The organism is Actinomadura scrupuli (assembly GCF_050971785.1).
Lineage (GTDB): Bacteria > Actinomycetota > Actinomycetes > Streptosporangiales > Streptosporangiaceae > Actinomadura_E > Actinomadura_E scrupuli.
This window is the reverse complement of record NZ_JBPCCU010000006.1, coordinates 138,236-156,566: the sequence shown is the minus strand read 5'-3', so window position 1 is coordinate 156,566 and position 18,331 is coordinate 138,236. Positions and strand designations below refer to the sequence as shown.

The window sequence follows — 18,331 nt, the reverse complement described above, 5'->3', positions numbered from 1 at the left end:
CGTGGACACCTACCTCATCCCAGGTCACGGCTACCTCGCCGAAACCCTGGCCTGGCTCGAGGAGCACGGCCACCCCGGCGCGGCCTGCCATTCCGAGACTTCAGGACACCCCTACGGGCTGCTGTTCCGGTCGGCTGCCAGCCCCAACGAGCCGCCCAAGCTCGCCTTCCCAGGCGACACCCTCATCGCCGACGGCCCGACCGTGACCATCGCGGACCCCACCCTGAAAGGAACCCCATCGTGACCATGGCCCTGCCCGAGCCCGGGATCGCCGTCGACCCCAACCGGGTCCTCTCTCACCTCCGCCAGGCGCACGCCCAGCGCCTGGACGCCGCCGACTTCCAGGTCGCGCAGTTGACCGCCGCGCTGGAGGACGCCCAGGCCACCATCGGCGAGCTGCGGATCCGCGCGGAGGAGCTCGGTAACGCGAACGTCGCGCTCCAGGCCCGGGTCAACGAACTGGGGGGCCAGAAGGCAGAGCTGGAGCAGCAACTCGCGGAGGCGAAGCTGCCGGCCGAGGCCCCCGCCGCCGCCCCCGCCGCCGCCCCGGCCGTCCCTGGCCCGCCCGCGAAGGGGGCCGCGAGAAGCGGGCGTACCTGAGCCGACCCACGGAGAAGCCCCGGGACCCGCGCCGGTCCCGGGGCTTCACGCTGTCAAGCCACCCGCTTAACCTCGACCCCTTGGCACGTCAACGTGTTCGCCGCGTTCGACGCCGACCACTGAGCCGTGATCACCAAATCCTGCGCCGCCGTCGTGTCCTTCGTCTGCGCCGCGGTCCCGTCCTGGATCACCGCAGCAACCCACGGGGCAGCACCGGCCACAGACAAGGACTCCGTCGTCACCTGCTGCCCGAACCACGTCCCCGACACGCCCGTGCTCAGACACACCACCTTCGTCGACACCCGCCACGAGTGGTTGGTTACCCCGCTGCTAGCCGTACGGGCGCCGCTGCTGGCCAACGCCGCACCTGCGACCCCGCCGATACGAGACCGCCACGTCATCGTCGGGGTGGTCGCGGCCAGCACGCTGGCGATCCCCCAAGCCGTGACCGTGTACACCGCACCCACCACCGGATCGCTCGCGGGGATGGTCATGGTCGCGATCACGGTCTCGGTTGTCGAGGTGGCGACCGTGACGGGGGACGACAGTTTGCTGCGGTAGATGGTCGTGCCGCCGGTGAGCTTCAGGTCCCCGGTGACGGTGAGCGCCCCGCCGATAGACGCGGACCCGGCGACCGTGAGGTTCAGCGAGACCACGAAGGAGTCATCGGTCCGCAGGACGTCGGCCGCGTTGCGGTAAAGGTTGACGTCCGAGCCGATGACGAGCTTCTGGCCACTGGCCAGCTTGATGTCCGAGCCGAACGTCCCGGAACTGTTGAGCAGCTCCACCCACCCCGCGCTGGCCGGTGACGTGCCGTTGTGGAAGTACGACCGGAACACCGGGCCCGCCGCGGACACCGCCACAGTCTTACCCGAAGCGGGGTTGGACGGCAGCGCGGTCGTGATGGGGACGCCGAGCTCAGCGTCGATGGTCGTGAGCGGCCCGATCAGGTCCGTGGAGACACTGACCAGGTCCGAACCGTCGGCCGCCGGCAGGTGCAGCCCGTACCGGGTGGTGGTGGTCATGGTCGTCTCCCTGCTCGGTCTTTCGCCCAGGCCCCGGACGGCTGGGCCTGGGGTGCCCGTGCGGCCGCCTTCGTCTGCTCGCGGGTGGCCCTGATGTGGTCGCGCATGCGCTCGTGCACGGCGGCGACCGCGGGCACCTGGTCGATAAGCGTGATCACCTCGCGGTGCTCGTTCCTGATGGCATCCAGGGGGTCAGCGCCTTTCCCTGAGTGCCGGCTGTAGGCCGCCTTGGTGCTCTTGGCGTGTTCGACGCGGATGAGGTGCGCGGCCCGGGCCGCGTCGACGTCCGGCGCGTTGTAGAGCCATACCGGCACCCGCGCGGCCGGCCGGGCCATGACACCGAAGATCTCATCCACGGCCCCCGGCTCGACCACCGTGTAGCCGCGCTGCGCCGCGGGATCGGTGCCGTGGTTGGCCGGCTCGGTCGGGTCCGCGATGAGGGGCTCATGCAGGATGACGTCCAGCAGGGTGTCGACATCGTTGATGTCGATGCCGTACTCGAGCGCCCGCCACAGCAGGGTGTCCTTGGGGAAGAGGTGGCCGCCAAGGGTGCCGTCCGGGCGGCGGTATTCCACGGTCCAGGTTTTCGTCGCTCCGACCATTCCGCTGGTGACGGAAATGATTTCTCTGCTCTCTGCCATTGCCCCTCACACCCTGAAGGCCCAGAAGAAAACCGACCACCCGGCGTTCGCCGCGGCGCTCAGGTCGATCGTGAAACCCGACGTCGAGGACGCCGACACCTGGAACGCGTGGACGGCCGAGGTCCCGGCGGCACCGTTGTCGAAAACCGTGCAGATCGGGGTCCGCTTCGACGCCGCCGTCGTCCCGTACGAGATCGCGAACGTGCTGGCGCTCGCGGTCGCCGGGACATCCCCGGTGAACAAAGCGTTCGTCGCGCCCAAGTCGACAAAGTTGGCCCAGGTCCCATACATCTGGATCGAGCTGTCGGCGTTCACCATGATGGAAGCGTTGCCCACCGGGTCACCGGGCGCACCGGCTGAGTCACAAGAGAGGTACGCGAGACTCTGCAATAGCTCCAGGTGGCCACCGACGTTGTTCCGGAAGCGCATCTTGATGTCCGTGGAGAACAGCATGATCTCGCCCCTGGTGGAGTCCAGGCCCGCATAGAACAGCAGCGCGGGGTCCGTGGTCGTCACCGACTCGATCGAGGCGTAGTCCGAGGTCCCGGACGGGTAGAACCGGATGCTGCCGCCGTTGGAGCCGCCGGTTGGGGAAATGACAACACGATCCCCGCTGAACGCGGTCGAGACCTGGCCGACGAACACCGCGGACCCGTCACCAGCGGACACGGACACGGTCTGGTTACCGGCGGCGTTGTAGGCCTGCAGCCCCAAGTTGGACAGCTCGACCCGGGCGCCGGAGTCGGCGGTCTTGATGCGGGCGCCGACGATCCAGTCCGCCGCAATGGTGCCCGCGGTCACCTTGGACACGGTGAGGTCGCTGATATGTGCGTCGTCGATGAGCAGGGCGGTCGCGGCCGCTGCCTCGGAGGCGTTGCTGGCGTTGCCGGCGATGTCGACGGCGATGACCTTGACCCACCGCTCGGTCGTGTCCTCAACAGAGAAGGTTCCGACGGCGGGGATCTGGGCGGCGATCATGCCCGCATTGGCGCGGAGCCGGCCGACCCGGGTGGTCTCGTCGGGAGTGTAAGTCGGCTCGCTGCTGACATGGACGTCGAAGTGGTCGAGGTCCGATTCGAGGTTGTAGGTGCCGCCGCTGGCCCGGCCCAGATCGTGGATGACCTGCACCGCGATACGGGACGCGGCCACGGTGGGGGCGGCCGGCGTGCTGGGCGGGATGTTGTCGGCCTCGGCAACCGCGGTGACGGTGCCGGACCACGCCGAGGTGTTCCCGCTGCGGTCGACGGCGCGGATCTGGATGTCGTACCCGACCCCGGGCGACAGGTCCTGCAGGAGCACGCTGGTGTCGCCCCACGGGGCATACTGCGTCTGCCACTGCCCAGTCGGATGCGCGAAAGGTTGCCCCCAGGTCTGCATGTCCGACCAGCGGATCTGGGAGACCTGGGTCCAGGTGGCGGGGTAGATGATGTCGGTGTCGACCGCGTAGCGGATCTCGTAGTGGTCGCCATCGAGGATCGTGGAGCCGTCCACGTTCAATGGGGCGGACCAGCCGACGATCATCTTGGACCGGGTGAAGCCGCGGTTGTCCAAGTAAGCCGAGGTCACGAACGGTGTGACCAACGCAGGCGCGGCCGGGATCGATGTGTCCACGGCCGGCCGGAACGAGACAGCTTCGAAACTCGTCGCGGCGAGCGTGCGGGCTGCGGCGCCGACTTTGATCTGGGTATCTCCGGTCTCCCAGACGACATAGTCGGTGAGGTCGTACCAAGTGCCCGCGCCCGATCGGTAGGCGACGGTCATTCCTTCGGTGACCGGCCAGGACACCTCTGTGGTTCGCAGCGCCACGGGGTTAATCCTCTGTCCCCGGAAGGTGATCTCGTTCGCGGTGTCGGTGAGCCCGGAATCGGGGTCCCAGACGTAGACCATGTCCCCCGGGTTGAAGCTGCCCGTGACGTCGTATTCATTTGTGCTGAGGGTCAGATCGTCGTTCGAGGCGTTGAACCCAGCGAGCTGCAGCGCGGCCCGGCTGGCCGCCGAGCTGGCAGGAGTGTCGGATTCCGAGATGATGCGCGTGCTCTTTACGGGGTTGCCATGCAGGTCAAAGTACGGGTTGACGCTGATATCGGCCGAGCCCGTCACGATCGTCAGCCCGCTACCCTCGCCGAGGAGGACCACGCGGGTGGTGAAGTCCTCGACGTCCCTCTTGACGGAGAACTTCCCTCGCAGGCCACGCATCGCCCGGTCGAACCCGGCATCTTTCGGAGTGATCAGACAGTCCGGGTCCATGTCGTAAAGGTCGGAGACGAAGCCGGCGTCCAGCGTGGCGTTCCCGTTGACTCGGTACTCCACGGCGGACGCGCCGATGCCCCCGTTCCCGAAGGAGTCGCACACGTAGCTGATGGACTTCTTCGGGGTCTCCCACTGGTGGCGATGGGTGTAGCTGCCCGGCACCGAGTGCAGCGTGCCCTCCGTGATCGCATCAGGGAGCAGTGCCCGAACCGCGCTGGGGAAGGTCACGGCTTCCAGGTTGATCGCGGTCTCGGCGATGTCGCCCTTGTCGTCCTCGTCGCCGAGCCAGGAGTCCATGCCGGGACCGGACAGGTTGACGGAGTCGTCATCGGTGGTGCGTCCGCGCAGGACCCCGACGTAGCGGGCTGCGGTCAGGAGGCCGTCGCCGTATTGGCGCGGGTCCATGCGGCTGGGCAGGATCGCAACGTGGCCGTAGTACTCAAGGGCGTCGAGGATGTCCCGGGGGAGTTCGTTGCGCAGGGAGATGTTCCAGGTGCCGGCAATCTGGATGCCTTGGTTGACGGTCATCTGGTCACCGCCCCACGCCGTAGACGCGCTCCGGCAATGTGGCTATGTACTGATCGCGAAGGTTCGTGGCCGCGTCCCCGGAGACCGCAGAGGACCCACCAACAACCGCACCGAGGTAGAAGTCCAGGGCGACCGAAGATGCCTTGGAGACGCCACCTGAGGCGTGGGCGGTGAAGTTGTGGGCGCTGCCCGCGGTGTACGTATTGCCCGCCCCATCGTTGCTCGTGGCCACCACATAGCCCGCGCTCGCGAACGAGGTGGTGTTCTCCAGAGTGGCCAGGCTGGCGGCGAGGGTACCGCTCGTGTCGGCCTGCAGGTAACCCTCGACGAAGCGGGCGCCGCGGCGGAGGGTCAGGTCCAGGGTGGCCCGGCCTGGGCTGCGGGACTGGGTGAGTCGTACGGCAGCGGCCTCGAAGTCGTTGCGCAGCACGGTGACCGCTGTCCAGCTGGCTACTGCGCTGCCGGCCACGGTGATGTTCCAGTTCTTGCTCTCCCACTGTGTGCCGTCGTAGGCCGCGACCTCGAGGTGCGACCCGCTCGGCCGGACACGGACGAGAGCGTTGGAGAGTTCCCAGTCGTCGGCCGAGGCCGCGGTGTTGACGCCCGTCCGCTCGATGCCCTCCGAGAGGATCCGGACTCGGGCGTTGCCGTAGTCGGCCGGCGCGCACCCCCATCGCGGTGAGACCCCGGCCGGGATGGATCGGTAGACGGTGAGCGCCCCGTCTTCGCTGGTGCGGGTCATGGTGGAGGGCTGGGTCGTGCCGGTGTAATAGGCGTAGTGGCCGATCGGCGGAGCATGCCACCGCTCGCCGGACAGCGCGAAGTCATTCGCCCGCGCGGCCCCGGAGAGTCGAGACTGCAGGTCAGTCTCGTTGTCCAGCCCGATTCGGGTGAGGTCGAGTTTCCAGCTCGAGGTGACGACCTCACCCTGCCAATCGGTCAGCTCAGCAGACACGCTGGTGGCCATGTAGTAGCCATCGCGTTCCGGCTTGTCTGTCCACGCGACAGGGAGAACCACGTCGGACTGGATCCCGAGGACGTTGTCGTGTAGCGCAACCACCGAGGTTCGAGGAAGAGGCGGCGTGGATTCCTGGCCAGCCACCGACAGCCGACGGTCGTCGCCACCTGTCTCCGAGACGGTGACGGTCTCGCGGAGACTGATGCGTCCGATGGTGATCGTGCCCCAGGTCGTCATCGCCGGTGGGCCCTGTCCCAGAGCCGGAGCTCTTCCTTGATCTCCACGACCATGCTCTTGGCGATCCTTTCTCGCTGCCGCCGGTCAGTGAAGTCGAGGGTGCCGGTGACGTGAACGTGGATGCCGCCTTGGATGGTGACGCCGCCACCGCCGGCCAGCGCTGCGGTCTCCTGCGCGGTGAAGACCCGGCTCGTGGAGCCGACCCGGACGAGCTCTGGCCCCTCCTCGCCCATCAGCGCGAGCTCGCCTGCCTGAGCGATGCCGCCGGCCGCGTGCTTCTTGGGGACCGACGCCTTCCCCCAGCTCGACGACTTGACCCCGAAGCTCTTCTTCAGCCCGGCTGCCATCTGCGCACCGAGCTTCTGCATCAGCGCGTTCAGCTCAACCTGCTGCCCGTACAACCCGGACAAGAACCCCTTGCTCGCGTTCTTCCCCGAGTCGTACATGGCGTCGGCGGCGTTGTTGCCGATCGTCCCCGCGATGCTGTCCAGCTGGGACTGGGTGGCGTTGACGTCCTTGATCGCCGTGGTGTCCTTGAGCAGCATGTCCGCGATGGCCGTGCCCTGCTCCGGGCCGAGATCGATGACCTGCTGCAGCATCGTCTTGTTCAGCCCGGCCTTGACCAGCGCGGACAGTTTCGAGGAGAACGCCCTCAGGCTGTTGAGGCGGTAGTTCAGCCCGGACTTGATGTCGGAGGCGTTGGCCACGGTGCCGACGTTCGCCAGCGTCGCGGTGCCCAGCATGCTGGTCTTGGTCGTGGCCGAGTAGTCCTTCGCTTCCTTGATCTTGTCGGCCAAGGCGGCGGCGGACTTGGACGCCGTCGCCATCTTCGACTCGATGCCCTTGGCCCAGGCCAGCAGCTTCGTCTCGGTCTTCCCGGAGAAGGTGGCCTTGATCTGGTTGTTGACCTTGGTCGCGTAGCTGTTGATGCTGTCCAGCGATGACAGCATCGACGAGGTGATCCCAGCGATCAGGGACGCACCAGCAGCGGACTTCTTGGCCTTGGCCTTTGCTGCGGCAACCGCCTTGGCGTGCACGTTGATCGAGCTCTTGTGGAACCCGCCGTTGGCGTAGGCCTCGACTTCGTCGGTCCAGTCGCCGAGGATCCCGCCGTCGGCCATCCGCTTGGAGAGCACCAGCCCGAACATGGCTGCGACCTCGGCCAGCAGGCCCGTCGACCGCTGCCTCTTGCTGGCGCCGAGCGGGATGAACGCCTCGCCGCCTGTCTCCGGTTCGCCGTACAGCACGGTGGGGGTGTCGGTGATGTGCGGCGGCAGGTCATGCCGGACCCCGCCGGCGGCGTACCGGTGGAAGTCGATACCGCCGTCGGCCCGGCCGGGCCCGCCGCCGCGGCCGCCGATGTAGGCGCCGGACGACGACCACACCTGGTTCATGTTGATCGTGACGGTCTTGCCCTGGATCCCAGCCAGGCGCGCCTTCGCAGCCGCGACCTTGCGCTCCAGGTCGGCGATGGTCGCTTTGATCGCCGACTGCTTCGACGGCGGCACGGTCTTCAGCTTCGCCTTGGCCGCCTCGATCTTGTGCTGCAGATCGGAGATCTCGCCCTTGACCTTGGTGGTGACGCTCTTCGGGACGAGGCCCACCGCCTGCGCCAAGTTGTCGACCTGCTTCGTGGCGTTCTTGTTGCCGGCTGCCAGCCGATACAGGGCCTCGATCATCGGGGCGACCGCGGCGCGCGCCTTGCCCATGGAGTGAGTTGAGTTAAGCGTCGACTGCGCCAGCTGTGACGTGACCTGCAGCTGGGACGCGAACGCGTCCCGTGCCGCGCGGGATTTCTCCGTCGCCAGCCCGAGATTCCCGTGGCTGGCCTTGAGCGCTTTGACCAGGTCAAGGAACCCCTGCTTCATGCGGGTGGTGTCCTGGTAGACCGCCAGCTGCGGGTTGAACAAGCGGTTCAATGCGGCCGTCAGAGCGTTCACCTGGGCCTCAACACCCTGCGAGGCGTCACCGGCCTTCTTCAGGTCGGCGGCGATTTGCGACGCGGCCGAGGCAGCGGACGGTGCCTTCGCCGCGAACTGACCGGCGGCGTCAGCCAGATCCTTCCACTCGCCCGAGATCTCCCCACCGCCCGATGCCCTGTCCCACAGATCCGCCACAGTGTTGAACAGGCCGACGGCAACGTTCAGCGGGGGAATCGCATCCTTGATGAACGCCCAGGGCGAGTCGGGGAAGGATGCGAACTTCGACACCCAGTCGTAGGCCTTGGACAGCGCCCCGACCGCCTGCCCTCCGTACAGCACGATCTTCGACAGGTTCGTTGCGAACGATGCGAAGTCGGCCTCGTGGCCATCCGCGGCGCCGACCGCGGCCTCGATCCCAGATGCGATGTTGTTCAAAATCACCGGCATCTCGTCGCCGAGTTCGCGGATCAGCGGGTCGAACTCGTCGCCGATCTTGTCGAACATCGGGCCGAAGCGCTCCAGCCCGTCCGCGGTCTCATCCACGAAATGGCCCACCGCCGGGGCGATCTTCTCGAACACCGAGTCCAGGTGCGGCGCCCACGAATCGAACACCCGCTCGCCAGCCTGGGCCATGCGCTCAAGTTCAGGTACGAACGGCTCGGAGATGGTCCTCATCTCCTTGCCGACGTGGTCCTTCAGGTGGGTGAAGCTGGCCTCGACCTCCTTGTTCTTGGACGCCGCCATGATGGCCGCCGCGGCCAGCCCGCCACCCAGGCCGAGGGTGATGGCGCCACCGACGCCGACAGCCAGTGCGGGCAGGGCAGCGATCGCGACGGCTATCCCGGCGACCGACATCGGTCCCATCTCGCCGAGCTTCGTCAGCCCCTGGCCGACCGCGTTGGTCGCGGACGTACCGGAGCGCTGGAAGAGGCCGAAAGCTCGCTGGCCCAGGTTCTCGATCTCGCGGAACGAGCCGGCCGCGGTGCCCTCGAGGGACCCGAACCGGCGGCGGGTGTCGTTCAGCAGGTTGTTGTAGATCCGCCGGTTCCCGGCCGCCCGCTGCATGGACAGCATGTCCGCGACGCGGGCCAGCTCGGTGTCACGAGCGAGCTGGCGCTGCTGCGCGGCCAGATGGTCCGCAGCGGCTGCGGCGGCCCGGGCCGCGGCCGCCTGCGCGATCTCGGCGCGTTCCAGCCCGCGGGCCGCCTGGGTGGTCAGGCGTGCCGCCTCGGCCTCGGAGAGCTCTTCACGGGCCAGCCGCTCGGCGACCTCGCGGGAGACACGCTGCGCCGCGGTGAGCTTGTCCGTCGCCTCCGCCGCGGCCAGCGCGGTACGGCGGGCGGCGAGCATCGACGCCTCGAGCTGGCCGGTGTTCGCCCGGAAGTCCACGTTCTGCCCGTGCGTCCGCGACCACGTGCGCATCCGGGCGTCCAGCTCGCGCAGGCCCCGGCCGGTCTGGTCGTTGATGCTGACCGGGAGAGTCGCCCCGCCGCTGGCCCGCAGCCGGGCCATGAGCGCCTGGAGCTCGGTGTCGGTGTGGTCCTTGAGGTGGACATCGACGTACCCCTCGGCGATCTGGAATTCCGGCATACGTCCCTCCTCTCAGATTTCAGACCTGCGCGATGGACACGAGCTCGCCGAGCGGTGATGCTGCGATCTCGGCGGCCGTCGAGATCTCCTGGGCCTTCTCCTGGTTCTGCAGGTGGCGCATGGCCAGGCGGTTGGCCACGGCCCCGTCGTAGGCGCCGATCCGCGCCGCCAGCCTGAAGAAGCGCGGGCCGGGCATCGCGTACATGTCATCGATCCGATGGATGGCAGACATGTCGCTCTCGAGGTCACCGAGGTAGTCGAGTACCCAAGCGACCTGCGCGGCCCGCGCGATCATTCCCCCTGCGCCTCCTCAGACCGGCCCCACACATGCTTGGTCACCTTGGTGATCACGGCGAAGAGGTGCTCGTCCTCGATCTCTGGGGCGGTCAGCAGCACCTGCAGGGCTTCCGGGCCGAGGAGCCGCTCGACGATCTGCAGGCCGCCCGTGAGGGTGCCGTGCGTCTTCATCACCCACGTGGCGTGCATGGCCTGTTGGGCGGTCACCTCCACGGGCATGGTGTAGGTCTTCTCGCCGTAGGTGAAGACCTTGATGACCGGTACGGGCTTGGGCTCCTCCGGTTCCTTCGTGGCCTTGCCTGCGGGGATGACGATCACGTCGCCGTCGCCGCCGTCCAGGTCGAGCTCGGGCGGCGGCTGGGGCTCGGTGTCCTCGGCCGGCGGCGGGGGGTCGGTGTGCTCGGGCTCCGCAGGGGCCGCCGCGGGCTTCTGCGCGGCGGTCCTGCGGGCCGTTGCGGGCTTCTTCGTTGTGGTGGTCGCCGGTGCCATGTCGCTCCTCAGCTCGTCTGGTCCACGATGTGCAGCGACTTGACCGATGAGGACACGAAGTGCCCCTCGAGCTTGGCCGGGATCAGCGTCTGGCCGTCCTTCTTGAACTCGTTCTCCGGGTTCGAGGTGGACAGCCCCTTCCGCAGGATCAGGCGGCGACGGAAGGAGCCGGGCGCGTAGCCGTCCAGGATGAAGGCCCGGTACGTCAGCTGGGTCGCCGAGTCCGCCGCGTCCAAGTCGAGGGACTTGTAACCGGCCCCCGAGGCGGGGGCGCTGGTGTTGTTGGTCGTGAGGACCAGGTTCTCCAGCGTGGGCTCGGCCAGGTTCGTCTCGATCATGTACTCGCGCTTGGTCAGGCGGCGGGCCGGGACTTCGACGATCTGGTCGACCTCCAGCTCGGAGAAGGTCTGGGTGAGGGTGAACTTCGCTCCGCCCTGGGTGCCGCCGCAGTCGGTCCACGCGGAGGTGGCCGGCGTGGTGTTGACGGCGGTGTCGGTGGGCTCGGTGGCGCCGTAGTTGCCGGAGTAGAGGGTGCCGGGGCCCTGGATGAGGTTGGCGGTGGTCACCGACGAGGCTGCCATCGGTCAGCCCTCCTTCTGCTTGTTGGTGGTCGGCTTGGCGGGGGGCGGCGTGGTGGTCGCCGCGACCTGCTCGGCGATCTGGACCTGCTCCTCGAGGAGGCCCTCATTCAGCAGGTGCTGGCGCTCGGTCTCGGTGACGCGTAGCGGTGCCCAGGGGCGCATGGTGGTGCGTACCTCGACCAGGCCGTCGTCGGTGGGCTCGCTCATCGGCGGAAGTCCTCTCTGTTCAGCGGCCACCGGACGGAGGCCATGTTCGGGTGATCGCGGATCATCAGGACCTCGTCGGCCGGGATGCCGTTGAGGGGGCGCACGGTCGGCCCGGGGACGAGGAATTCGAGCTCCTCGCGGCTGGTGTGCGCGATGACCCGGCCCTGGTGGGTCAGCCAGGACTGGGCGTGCTCGCCCCACAGGGCGTAGAGGGTGGGGGTCATGGTGCGGCCACCCAGTGCATCTGCAGGTCTCCGGAGTACATGGCGTACCGGGCATCGTCCGCCCTTGGGATCCGGCGTGGCTCGGTGACGAAGTACGCCGCGGTGACCCGGGCCTGCTGGTAGCCGGGCACGTGCATGGTCACCACGCGTTGAGACGGGACGGCGTCGTCGACCCGGCCGTAGCAGGCGGCGGCGATGATTTCGGCCAGCTGGTTGGCTTTCCCCCAGGGCGGCCGGCCGCTGTTCGCGTTGGCCGCCCAGCACTGGATGCCGAGCACCGGCCGGCGCACGGGGGTGTCGCGGTCCGGGCTGCCCCCGACCACACCGACCTCGATGAAGCCGGTGTCGGCCCACGAGTCGAGCGCTGGCAGCGTGGTGCCGATCGCGTTGGTGGGCAGGTCGGTGATGCCCTTGAGCCAGGCGATGGCGACGAGCTCGGAGGTCGGCAGCAGGCTCACAGCGCACGCACCTGGAACAGGGCCGGTCGCATGAACGGCTGTTCAGCGGTGCCGGGGTGCCACACTCGCTTGGCCGCGAACCTGGCTCCGGAGGCGGGGTCGGTCCAGACCAGGAGTCCGCCCGGCCGGGCCTTGATCTCGTGGGCGCGGGTGGGGAACTCGACGTAGATCGTGTATGGGGCGTGGGAGTGGACGCGCCACAGGGTGTCGTCGATGCGGCTGGCGTCGATCCCGGCCTCGAGGCGGCCGGTGTCGTACGGGGCGTACCGCGCGGCGTCGTCGGCGATGTCGTCGGTCAGGCGGTCCATGCGCGGGAGGAGCTCGGCGTTGAGCTGGTCGTGCCAGCCCGGTGTGATCTCGACGTGCACGCGCTTCACCTCCCGCCTTCTCTACGTCGGCGCCATCGCGGGTTGACCGGCCCGTTTACGGGGCCTACTGGTCGATCCGCCGGAGGTCGAGCCGCTTGTCCGCCGGCCCGACTGGGCTGGCTGGAGCGGACACTCCCTCTACCAGGTAGATCGACACACCAGCGCGCAGACGGTCACCCTCACGGACGTCCACGTCGGGGCGGGCCCGGCCGGTGAACATCCGGACCGTGGTCAGCCGGTTCTCTGCAGGGAGGTACACCCGCTTGGCCTGCTCGATGATGCTGACCGGCACGCCCGTGGCGACGGCGGTGTCGGTGTCGGCCGGGTCCCCGTACCCGTCGGTGGTCTCTCCGCGGAGGATGTCGACGACCTCGGTGGGCAGCCAGGCCGTCATCCTCCGTCGCCCATCGGCTCCCAGTCCTGGTAGTCGTCCAGGAACTCCTCCGCTCCGGTGAGCGCCGTCTCAGGGGTCAAGAACCCCCTCAGCCGGAGTGCCTGCGCCGGGGTCAGCGGCAGCAGCGTGCGGGACCGCATCCAGGACAGCCTGTGGATGCACCGCTTGGCCAGCGGGGCGAGGATGAGCGAGTCGGGGCCGTCCTTGGTGAACGAGATTCCGTCCTGGGAGAGCTGGTCGACGTCCACCTCGGAGCCGAAGTCCACCCGGGTCGCCTGCCAGCGCGCCTGGTAGGCCTCGGCGTACCGCAGCATCCGCAGGTCCCGCGGCTTCAGGCTTCCGGACGCCGCGGTGGTCACGTTGCTGAAGATCTCGATGATCGGGTGGGCAGCCGCCACCTGCTCATCCGTCACCGCCACGTTCGTGATGTTGGTGGCTTCCGCGCCGGTCACCCATGTGTCGGTCATGCGACCCTCCGCAGCGTTGCGAACGCGCCAGCCTTGATCGTCGCGGTGGACGCTGAGCCAGCGCCGATCGCCCACTGGGGTACGAGCGTCCCGGCCGAGGTGGCGATGATCAGCCCGTAGATCCGGCCCTGGTAGCGGGTGGAGGTGGACGTCGCCGTCGTCGTGTCGACCGCGGAGTCGAGGGCATCCTGGTAGAACGTCGTGATCGTGGTGTTCGACGACTGCACCGAGATCCAGTAGGACAGGAAGCTGGTGGTCGGGGCGCCGGACGACTTCAGCCGCAGGTTCAGGCCGTTGGTGGCGCTCGACGAGGTGAACGGCAGCCACGCCTCGTACCAGTACACCCCGGCGCCCGGGACGGACAGCGACATGCTGCCCACGTCCTGAGGCGTCGTCGTGGCCTGCCCCTCGTCGCTGCCCTTGGTCGTGTACGTCGACCACAGCGGCGAGGTGACGCCGTTCGGATCGCGAGCGGTGAGGACGCCCAGCGAGGAGGCGTAGAGGACCACGCCGCCGGACGGGTTCGCGCTCGGGGCGGGCGTGGCGTTGAGCAGGCTGATGACGCCGAGGCCGCCGCCGAACGAGCCGGCGCCGCCGACCGCGAGGTTCGCCGACGCGCCGATGCTGAGGTTCCCGGTGAGGGATCCGCCGGTGAGGCTGAGCTTGAGATCGACCGAGCTCTTCGTGGCCGCGTCGGTCGCGCTCACCGCCGTGCTCAGGTTCGTGATGCGCTGGCTGCCGAGGCTCACGGCCGAGGTGGGCGCGGCCATCTGATCGAGCCGCGACGTCCTCACCTGGGTGTCGAAGTCGCTGATCGTAGACGCGAGCTGGGTGCCGTTGTGGTTGGCCCGCGCGGTGGGGTCGACGGCCAGCTTGGACATGGCGATGGCCGCGCTGCTGGACACCGAGGCGTTGACGACGCTGCCCGCGGTCGGCGTACGGGTGTCGGACAGGCGGCTGTCGTTGCCGGCCGCCACGGTGCCGGCCCCGGTACCAACGTTGAGGACCGCGGCCCCACCGAGGCCCAGCGCGGTGCGTGCGGACCCGGCGCTCGCCAGGTCGGAGAGGTTGGAGGCCTGGTCAAGGTAGACGCTGGTGAGGCTGACCGCGCCGGTCTGGCCGTCCACACTGGTGACCGCGGCGGATCCGCCCGGTGAGGCGTTGTCGACGTACTGCTTGGTCGCCGCCCCCAGCGCAGTGACCGGATCCCCGGCCAGCACGAGCGCACCCGTCAGCGTCCCGCCGGTGAGCGGCAGATACCCGGTGATCGGCGAGGCGCCGCCGGGCGGGGTGGTGCGGATGTCCCCGACCCAGTACGGGCCGCCGGACGCCGGCACGGTGACGTAGGTCTTGAAGGGCTCCCGGTAGTCCGGGTCGTACCCGGAGGTGATCCGGTAGAGGGTGTCACCCCAGTCGGTGTCGACGCTGCCGTTGCCGGGCAGCGTGACCGACCAGTCACCGGAGGCGTCGGCTGTGACCTCGGTGGTCGAGACGATCTCATGGTCATCGGTGGTGAAGCCGACGCGTGCCCGGCCGTTCAGGTCGACGAGAGCGATGGTCACGCGCCGGTCGGCCGGGGACGCGGGAGCCTCGCCGCCCGGCCCGGTGATCGTGCCGGTCAGTTCAGGCATCGGCGCTCACCTCCCTCTCGCGAGCTGCGGGTTGGCCGGCTGGCATTCGTAGGTCGTCGAGCCGGGAGCGGTTTGCGTGCAGGTGTAGGTGACGCCGAGGTAGGTCCAGGTCCAGCTCGATGGCGGGGAGCCGTCCTTACCGTCGGTGCCGTCCGCCCCGTCCTTGCCGTCGGCTCCGTCTTTCCCTGCCGGGCCAGCTGGTCCGGGCGGGCCCGTCACGGACTGGCCGGGTACACCCGCCGGGCCCTGACCGCCGGACGGGCCGACCGGCCCGGGGCTTCCGGCAGCGCCCGGAGATCCTGCAGCGCCCGGACGGCCAGCAGCCCCAGACGCTCCCGGTTGGCCGGCCACGCCGGGGCTGCCGGCCGGGCCCGAAGGAGGCGACACCACCGGCGTCCCACCGAGGCGCCGTACCTGCGCGGCCAACGCACGGATCTGCTGATCCCGCAACGACGCCTGCTGAGCGAGCGTCACCCGGTCGTGCTCGGCCGTACGTCTCTGGTTGCCGAGCTCCGCGCTGACCCACCAGGCCAGCGCCAGGAACAGCGCGACCAGGACAGCGGCCGGGACGTAGCGGCGCACGGACCGCGCGTGCTCAGCCATCACTTACCGCCGCGCGACTGCGAGATCGTGATGAGGATCCCGACCAGGAACAAGATCGCCGGGATGATCCCGGAGTAGATGGCCTGGCGGACGTTGGTGCCGTTCGTCCGTTCCCGCTCATCCAGGCGTTTGCCGATGTCCCGGATGTCCTCGGCGTGGGTCCGGCGGAGCTCGGCAAGGTCGGCGTCGACCTCGGCCAGGCGGTGCTCGAGGTGCCGCTGGTACTCGGTGTACTCGGGGCGTGAGACCAGCCCCTGGAGGAGCCGTACGATCTCGTCGAGCCGACGTGCGAGTTCGCCAGGAGACGGCTCATTCACCTAGCCCCCTCACGACTGATCAGGCCTGCACGGGCACCAGGTAGGTGAGCTGGACCGTGCCCTCGTCTTCGCCGCCGCCGATGCCGCCGTCCCAGCGGGCCTCGCCGGTCACGGTGTGGCCGGCCTCCTCGGCCTTGATGGCGGCCATGAGGGCGTTCTGCTCGTGCCACTCGGCGTCGGTGAGGTACAGGGCGGGGTGCTGGACGGTCATGGTCCACCGCCAGATGCCGGGGTCGTGCCCGGCCGGGGCCAGCGTGGGGCGGGCCGACGGCTCGGCCGGCGCGTCCTCGTCGGGCTGGCTGTCGCCATCGGCGGCGGGGCCGGTGTTGGTCTCCCGCACCTCGTCGTCGTCCCACTCGTCCGCCACAGGTGTCTCACCGGAGGGGTCGACGCTCTCCCGCTGCTGGCACGTCTCGCCATCGGTGCCCGGGTGCTTGCGGAGGGTGCCGTCCCGGTTGACCTTCTGGGGCGTGCCGCATTCCGGGCATGTCTTCTGCCCCGGCTGGTCCTGGTCCTGCTCGACGCTGCTCACCGTGTACTCCTCACACCGGTCGCCGTGGATCCCGCCCGGCCCCGGCGAAAGACCGGGCGGGACCGTACAAAGGGGGTTACGCGTCCTCAAGGACGGCGAAGGCCTTCGGGTGCGCGACCGCGAACCCGCGACGGGCCCGCATCTTCAGCAGCGCCTGGTCGGTCAGGAACGCCGGACCACTGTCGGCACCGGCCACCGCCGACTCCGGCCCCGACCGGACGCCCCGGAAGAGCATCTGCCGGTTGCCCACGATCAGCAGCGGGTTCCCCGTCGGCGTCGAGGTGTTCGTGGCGTGCGTCTTCGCGCCCAGCGACCAACGGATCGGGTGCCCGAACAGCGTGTCCGGCGTCCCCGAGTCGCCTCCCTGGCCCTGCACGAACACCGGCAGACCACCGGTGTCACCGGAGTACTGCGGGATCCGGATGTTCCGCACCTTGGCCTTGAAGGACGGGTGCGCGATCACCAGCGCCTCGCCGTCGTCCCAGTAGTCCCCGACTTCCGCCAGGCTCAGGACCGTGGACAGGTTGTCGTAGCTCACCGCGGACCCGGAGGCGCTCACGACGTAGTTGTCGTCGGCGGTGTAGCCGAGGCCGGACTGGGTGGTGCGGAGGCTCTTGTACACCGAGGTGAACAGGACCGTGGTGCCGTTCTCCGCCGCGGTGCAGCCGAGGCATGCCTGGTCGTAGAACTTCGCGAAGCTGGTGGCCCAGTCCATCTTCTTGGTGGCGATGATGTCGACGAGGGTGTTGTCCTTCATGTCCTCGTCGTTCAGGCGCAGCGCCTGGCCCATTTTCCTCGCGGTGAGCAGGACCTCGTCGTTGGTTGAGGTGTCCTCGGCGTAGGTGCCGCCGGCCGCGACTCCGGCGACGTCCATGCCCGCGGAGCGGGGGACGTGGCGGAGCGTGTTGGCCATCGGCCAGGGGCGGGCGTACGCCTCGATCGCCGACTTCTGCAGGACCTTCTGGACGACGTCGCCCGAGAATTCTTCGGGCGTCCAGGTGGTGACGTCGTTGACGGCGCCACCGCCGACGGAGCGGATGGGTAGGCCGTTCTTGCGGTAGCCGATGATGTCGCCCGGGTCCGGCATGTGACCGATCGGGGCGAGCCAGCCATTCTTGCGGGCCACGGGATGTTTCCTTCGCGGTAGACGGGTCGATTCGCTCGGCCCGTCCGGGCCCGTTCTCTGGCTCGCCCCCGTCCGAGGGCGTCTACCTACTGATCGTCACTGCATGCGCATGGTGTTCAGCGGATCGGCTTCCCGAGCAGCGCGGCCGCCTGACGCTCGGTGGTGGTCGGTGGCTTCTTCTTCTCGGGCTTCTTGTCGGCGCCGTCCGCCGCGCGGCTCCCACGGCGCTCCGTCTTCGCCTCGGATTCGGCGGAGGGGAACAACTCCGGCCAGTCCTCACGCAGCCCGTCGAGCTGCATGTCGAGACCGGTCACATCACCGTTGTCGTCGATATCGATCTCACCCATGTCCAGGAGCTTGAGAGCACCCGGCACCTTCTTGACCAGGACACCTGCCTCCAGCAGGGCGGCACGCAGCGCGACGGGCTTGTACTTGGCCTCGGCAGCCTGCTCAGCCGCCTCGCGCGCCTTTCGAGCGGCCGTCGCTTCGGCCCCTTCGTTGGCCGCCTTGAGGTCGGCGAGTTCCTTCTCGCGGGCGCGGAGCTCGGCCTTGGCCTTCTGCCGCTCGGCGACCGCCTTGCGGAGCTCAGACCGGGAGACCAGGTCTTCCTTGGGCTTCGGCTTCTCGGTCTCCTCGGTCTTCTTCTCGTCCTCGCCGTCGCCGTCCTGCTCTTCCTCCGTGTCGGCGTCCTCCTCGCCGCTGTTCCCCTCGCCGTCGCCTGCGTCGTCGTCATCCGCCCCGCCGGCGGCCAGCCGGATCGGCCAGCCGCTCCGGGTGATGCCGATGACCGCGCCCGGGGTGGTCGACGGCCAGTACCCGCCGCCGTCCGGCTCGTACGCCGGGCTCTGCATGCCGATGATCGTCTTCGCGTCCATCCGGACCCTTT

Annotated in this window: 22 protein-coding genes; 2 read left to right on the top strand and 20 right to left on the bottom strand. The window is 68.9% G+C overall.

What is annotated here, in order from left to right; genetic code table 11:
- The first annotated feature begins 1 nt into the window (after nucleotide 1).
- Both ACRYCC_RS26340 and ACRYCC_RS26335 read left to right on the top strand, forming a co-directional pair.
- Nucleotides 2–244 (top strand): hypothetical protein, encoded by a 243-nt coding sequence (locus ACRYCC_RS26340; protein WP_433816351.1) that lies wholly within the window; start codon nucleotides 2–4, stop codon nucleotides 242–244.
- Nucleotides 241–600, top strand: a complete 360-nt coding sequence (locus ACRYCC_RS26335) for a hypothetical protein (protein WP_433816349.1) — start codon at nucleotides 241–243, stop codon at nucleotides 598–600. The genes ACRYCC_RS26340 and ACRYCC_RS26335 overlap by 4 nt, the downstream gene beginning before the upstream one ends.
- Before the next feature lie 53 nt (nucleotides 601–653).
- On the opposite strand, the gene ACRYCC_RS26330 is transcribed toward ACRYCC_RS26335, so the two are convergent.
- The 20 genes from ACRYCC_RS26330 to ACRYCC_RS26235 form a co-directional block, all read right to left on the bottom strand.
- Nucleotides 654–1,625, bottom strand: coding sequence for a hypothetical protein (locus ACRYCC_RS26330; protein ID WP_433816347.1), 972 nt, complete (start codon nucleotides 1,623–1,625; stop codon nucleotides 654–656).
- A complete protein-coding gene (locus ACRYCC_RS26325) occupies nucleotides 1,622–2,266 on the bottom strand; it encodes a hypothetical protein (RefSeq protein ID WP_433816346.1) in 645 nt (214 codons plus the stop codon). Before ACRYCC_RS26325 ends, ACRYCC_RS26330 begins: the two co-directional genes overlap by 4 nt.
- A 6-nt stretch (nucleotides 2,267–2,272) precedes the next feature.
- Nucleotides 2,273–4,744 carry a phage tail protein gene (locus tag ACRYCC_RS26320; RefSeq protein WP_433816344.1) on the bottom strand — a complete coding sequence of 824 codons (2,472 nt, stop codon included), beginning with the start codon at nucleotides 4,742–4,744 and terminating at the stop codon, nucleotides 2,273–2,275.
- A 304-nt stretch (nucleotides 4,745–5,048) separates the two neighbouring features.
- Nucleotides 5,049–6,062: a hypothetical protein gene (locus ACRYCC_RS26315; RefSeq protein ID WP_433816342.1), complete on the bottom strand. Its 1,014-nt coding sequence runs from the start codon at nucleotides 6,060–6,062 to the stop codon at nucleotides 5,049–5,051.
- A gap of 173 nt (nucleotides 6,063–6,235) precedes the next feature.
- Complete coding sequence (locus tag ACRYCC_RS26310) at nucleotides 6,236–9,751, bottom strand: hypothetical protein (RefSeq protein WP_433816340.1); 3,516 nt, start codon at nucleotides 9,749–9,751, stop codon at nucleotides 6,236–6,238.
- Between the two features lie 19 nt (nucleotides 9,752–9,770).
- Complete coding sequence (locus tag ACRYCC_RS26305) at nucleotides 9,771–10,046, bottom strand: hypothetical protein (RefSeq protein ID WP_433816338.1); 276 nt, start codon at nucleotides 10,044–10,046, stop codon at nucleotides 9,771–9,773.
- On the bottom strand, nucleotides 10,043–10,537 hold the full coding sequence (locus tag ACRYCC_RS26300) for a hypothetical protein (protein WP_433816337.1): 495 nt from the start codon (nucleotides 10,535–10,537) through the stop codon (nucleotides 10,043–10,045). Before ACRYCC_RS26300 ends, ACRYCC_RS26305 begins: the two co-directional genes overlap by 4 nt.
- Nucleotides 10,538–10,545: 8 nt before the next feature.
- Complete coding sequence (locus tag ACRYCC_RS26295; RefSeq protein WP_433816335.1) at nucleotides 10,546–11,118, bottom strand: hypothetical protein; 573 nt, start codon at nucleotides 11,116–11,118, stop codon at nucleotides 10,546–10,548.
- A 3-nt stretch (nucleotides 11,119–11,121) separates the two neighbouring features.
- Nucleotides 11,122–11,325 carry a hypothetical protein gene (locus ACRYCC_RS26290; RefSeq protein WP_433816333.1) on the bottom strand — a complete coding sequence of 68 codons (204 nt, stop codon included), beginning with the start codon at nucleotides 11,323–11,325 and terminating at the stop codon, nucleotides 11,122–11,124.
- Complete coding sequence (locus tag ACRYCC_RS26285; protein WP_433816332.1) at nucleotides 11,322–11,549, bottom strand: hypothetical protein; 228 nt, start codon at nucleotides 11,547–11,549, stop codon at nucleotides 11,322–11,324. Before ACRYCC_RS26285 ends, ACRYCC_RS26290 begins: the two co-directional genes overlap by 4 nt.
- Nucleotides 11,546–12,007, bottom strand: coding sequence for a hypothetical protein (locus ACRYCC_RS26280; RefSeq protein ID WP_433816331.1), 462 nt, complete (start codon nucleotides 12,005–12,007; stop codon nucleotides 11,546–11,548). The genes ACRYCC_RS26285 and ACRYCC_RS26280 overlap by 4 nt, the downstream gene beginning before the upstream one ends.
- Entirely contained in the window at nucleotides 12,004–12,375 is a 372-nt protein-coding gene (locus ACRYCC_RS26275; RefSeq protein WP_433816329.1) for a hypothetical protein, read from the bottom strand. Before ACRYCC_RS26275 ends, ACRYCC_RS26280 begins: the two co-directional genes overlap by 4 nt.
- Nucleotides 12,376–12,439: 64 nt before the next feature.
- The gene (locus tag ACRYCC_RS26270; protein WP_433816327.1) at nucleotides 12,440–12,769 is read right to left on the bottom strand and encodes a hypothetical protein; all 330 of its coding nucleotides are present in this window, start codon (nucleotides 12,767–12,769) and stop codon (nucleotides 12,440–12,442) included.
- Nucleotides 12,766–13,236, bottom strand: a complete 471-nt coding sequence (locus ACRYCC_RS26265) for a hypothetical protein (RefSeq protein ID WP_433816326.1) — start codon at nucleotides 13,234–13,236, stop codon at nucleotides 12,766–12,768. The genes ACRYCC_RS26270 and ACRYCC_RS26265 overlap by 4 nt, the downstream gene beginning before the upstream one ends.
- Nucleotides 13,233–14,867 (bottom strand): hypothetical protein, encoded by a 1,635-nt coding sequence (locus ACRYCC_RS26260; RefSeq protein WP_433816324.1) that lies wholly within the window; start codon nucleotides 14,865–14,867, stop codon nucleotides 13,233–13,235. The genes ACRYCC_RS26265 and ACRYCC_RS26260 overlap by 4 nt, the downstream gene beginning before the upstream one ends.
- A 6-nt stretch (nucleotides 14,868–14,873) precedes the next feature.
- Nucleotides 14,874–15,470: a hypothetical protein gene (locus tag ACRYCC_RS26255; RefSeq protein WP_433816322.1), complete on the bottom strand. Its 597-nt coding sequence runs from the start codon at nucleotides 15,468–15,470 to the stop codon at nucleotides 14,874–14,876.
- The gene (locus ACRYCC_RS26250) at nucleotides 15,470–15,787 is read right to left on the bottom strand and encodes a hypothetical protein (protein ID WP_433816321.1); all 318 of its coding nucleotides are present in this window, start codon (nucleotides 15,785–15,787) and stop codon (nucleotides 15,470–15,472) included. Before ACRYCC_RS26250 ends, ACRYCC_RS26255 begins: the two co-directional genes overlap by 1 nt.
- A gap of 19 nt (nucleotides 15,788–15,806) precedes the next feature.
- On the bottom strand, nucleotides 15,807–16,319 hold the full coding sequence (locus ACRYCC_RS26245; protein WP_433816319.1) for a hypothetical protein: 513 nt from the start codon (nucleotides 16,317–16,319) through the stop codon (nucleotides 15,807–15,809).
- Nucleotides 16,320–16,395: 76 nt separating this feature from the next.
- Nucleotides 16,396–17,445 (bottom strand): phage major capsid protein, encoded by a 1,050-nt coding sequence (locus ACRYCC_RS26240; protein WP_433816318.1) that lies wholly within the window; start codon nucleotides 17,443–17,445, stop codon nucleotides 16,396–16,398.
- 116 nt (nucleotides 17,446–17,561) lie between these two features.
- Entirely contained in the window at nucleotides 17,562–18,320 is a 759-nt protein-coding gene (locus ACRYCC_RS26235; RefSeq protein ID WP_433816317.1) for a phage scaffolding protein, read from the bottom strand.
- Nucleotides 18,321–18,331 lie beyond the last annotated feature (11 nt).

Bases quoted from the DNA above. Each gene is read 5' to 3' on its own strand.
- ACRYCC_RS26235 (WP_433816317.1), bottom strand. From the start codon at position 18,320: ATGGACGCGAAGACGATCATCGGCATGCAGAGCCCGGCGTACGAGCCG.
- ACRYCC_RS26260 (WP_433816324.1), bottom strand. From the start codon at position 14,867: ATGCCTGAACTGACCGGCACGATCACCGGGCCGGGCGGCGAGGCTCCC.
- ACRYCC_RS26255 (WP_433816322.1), bottom strand. From the start codon at position 15,470: ATGGCTGAGCACGCGCGGTCCGTGCGCCGCTACGTCCCGGCCGCTGTC.
- ACRYCC_RS26330 (WP_433816347.1), bottom strand. From the start codon at position 1,625: ATGACCACCACCACCCGGTACGGGCTGCACCTGCCGGCGGCCGACGGT.
- ACRYCC_RS26310 (WP_433816340.1), bottom strand. From the start codon at position 9,751: ATGCCGGAATTCCAGATCGCCGAGGGGTACGTCGATGTCCACCTCAAG.
- ACRYCC_RS26300 (WP_433816337.1), bottom strand. From the start codon at position 10,537: ATGGCACCGGCGACCACCACAACGAAGAAGCCCGCAACGGCCCGCAGG.
- ACRYCC_RS26265 (WP_433816326.1), bottom strand. From the start codon at position 13,236: ATGACCGACACATGGGTGACCGGCGCGGAAGCCACCAACATCACGAAC.
- ACRYCC_RS26290 (WP_433816333.1), bottom strand. From the start codon at position 11,325: ATGAGCGAGCCCACCGACGACGGCCTGGTCGAGGTACGCACCACCATG.
- ACRYCC_RS26325 (WP_433816346.1), bottom strand. From the start codon at position 2,266: ATGGCAGAGAGCAGAGAAATCATTTCCGTCACCAGCGGAATGGTCGGA.
- ACRYCC_RS26285 (WP_433816332.1), bottom strand. From the start codon at position 11,549: ATGACCCCCACCCTCTACGCCCTGTGGGGCGAGCACGCCCAGTCCTGG.
- ACRYCC_RS26295 (WP_433816335.1), bottom strand. From the start codon at position 11,118: ATGGCAGCCTCGTCGGTGACCACCGCCAACCTCATCCAGGGCCCCGGC.
- ACRYCC_RS26305 (WP_433816338.1), bottom strand. From the start codon at position 10,046: ATGATCGCGCGGGCCGCGCAGGTCGCTTGGGTACTCGACTACCTCGGT.
- ACRYCC_RS26270 (WP_433816327.1), bottom strand. From the start codon at position 12,769: ATGACGGCCTGGCTGCCCACCGAGGTCGTCGACATCCTCCGCGGAGAG.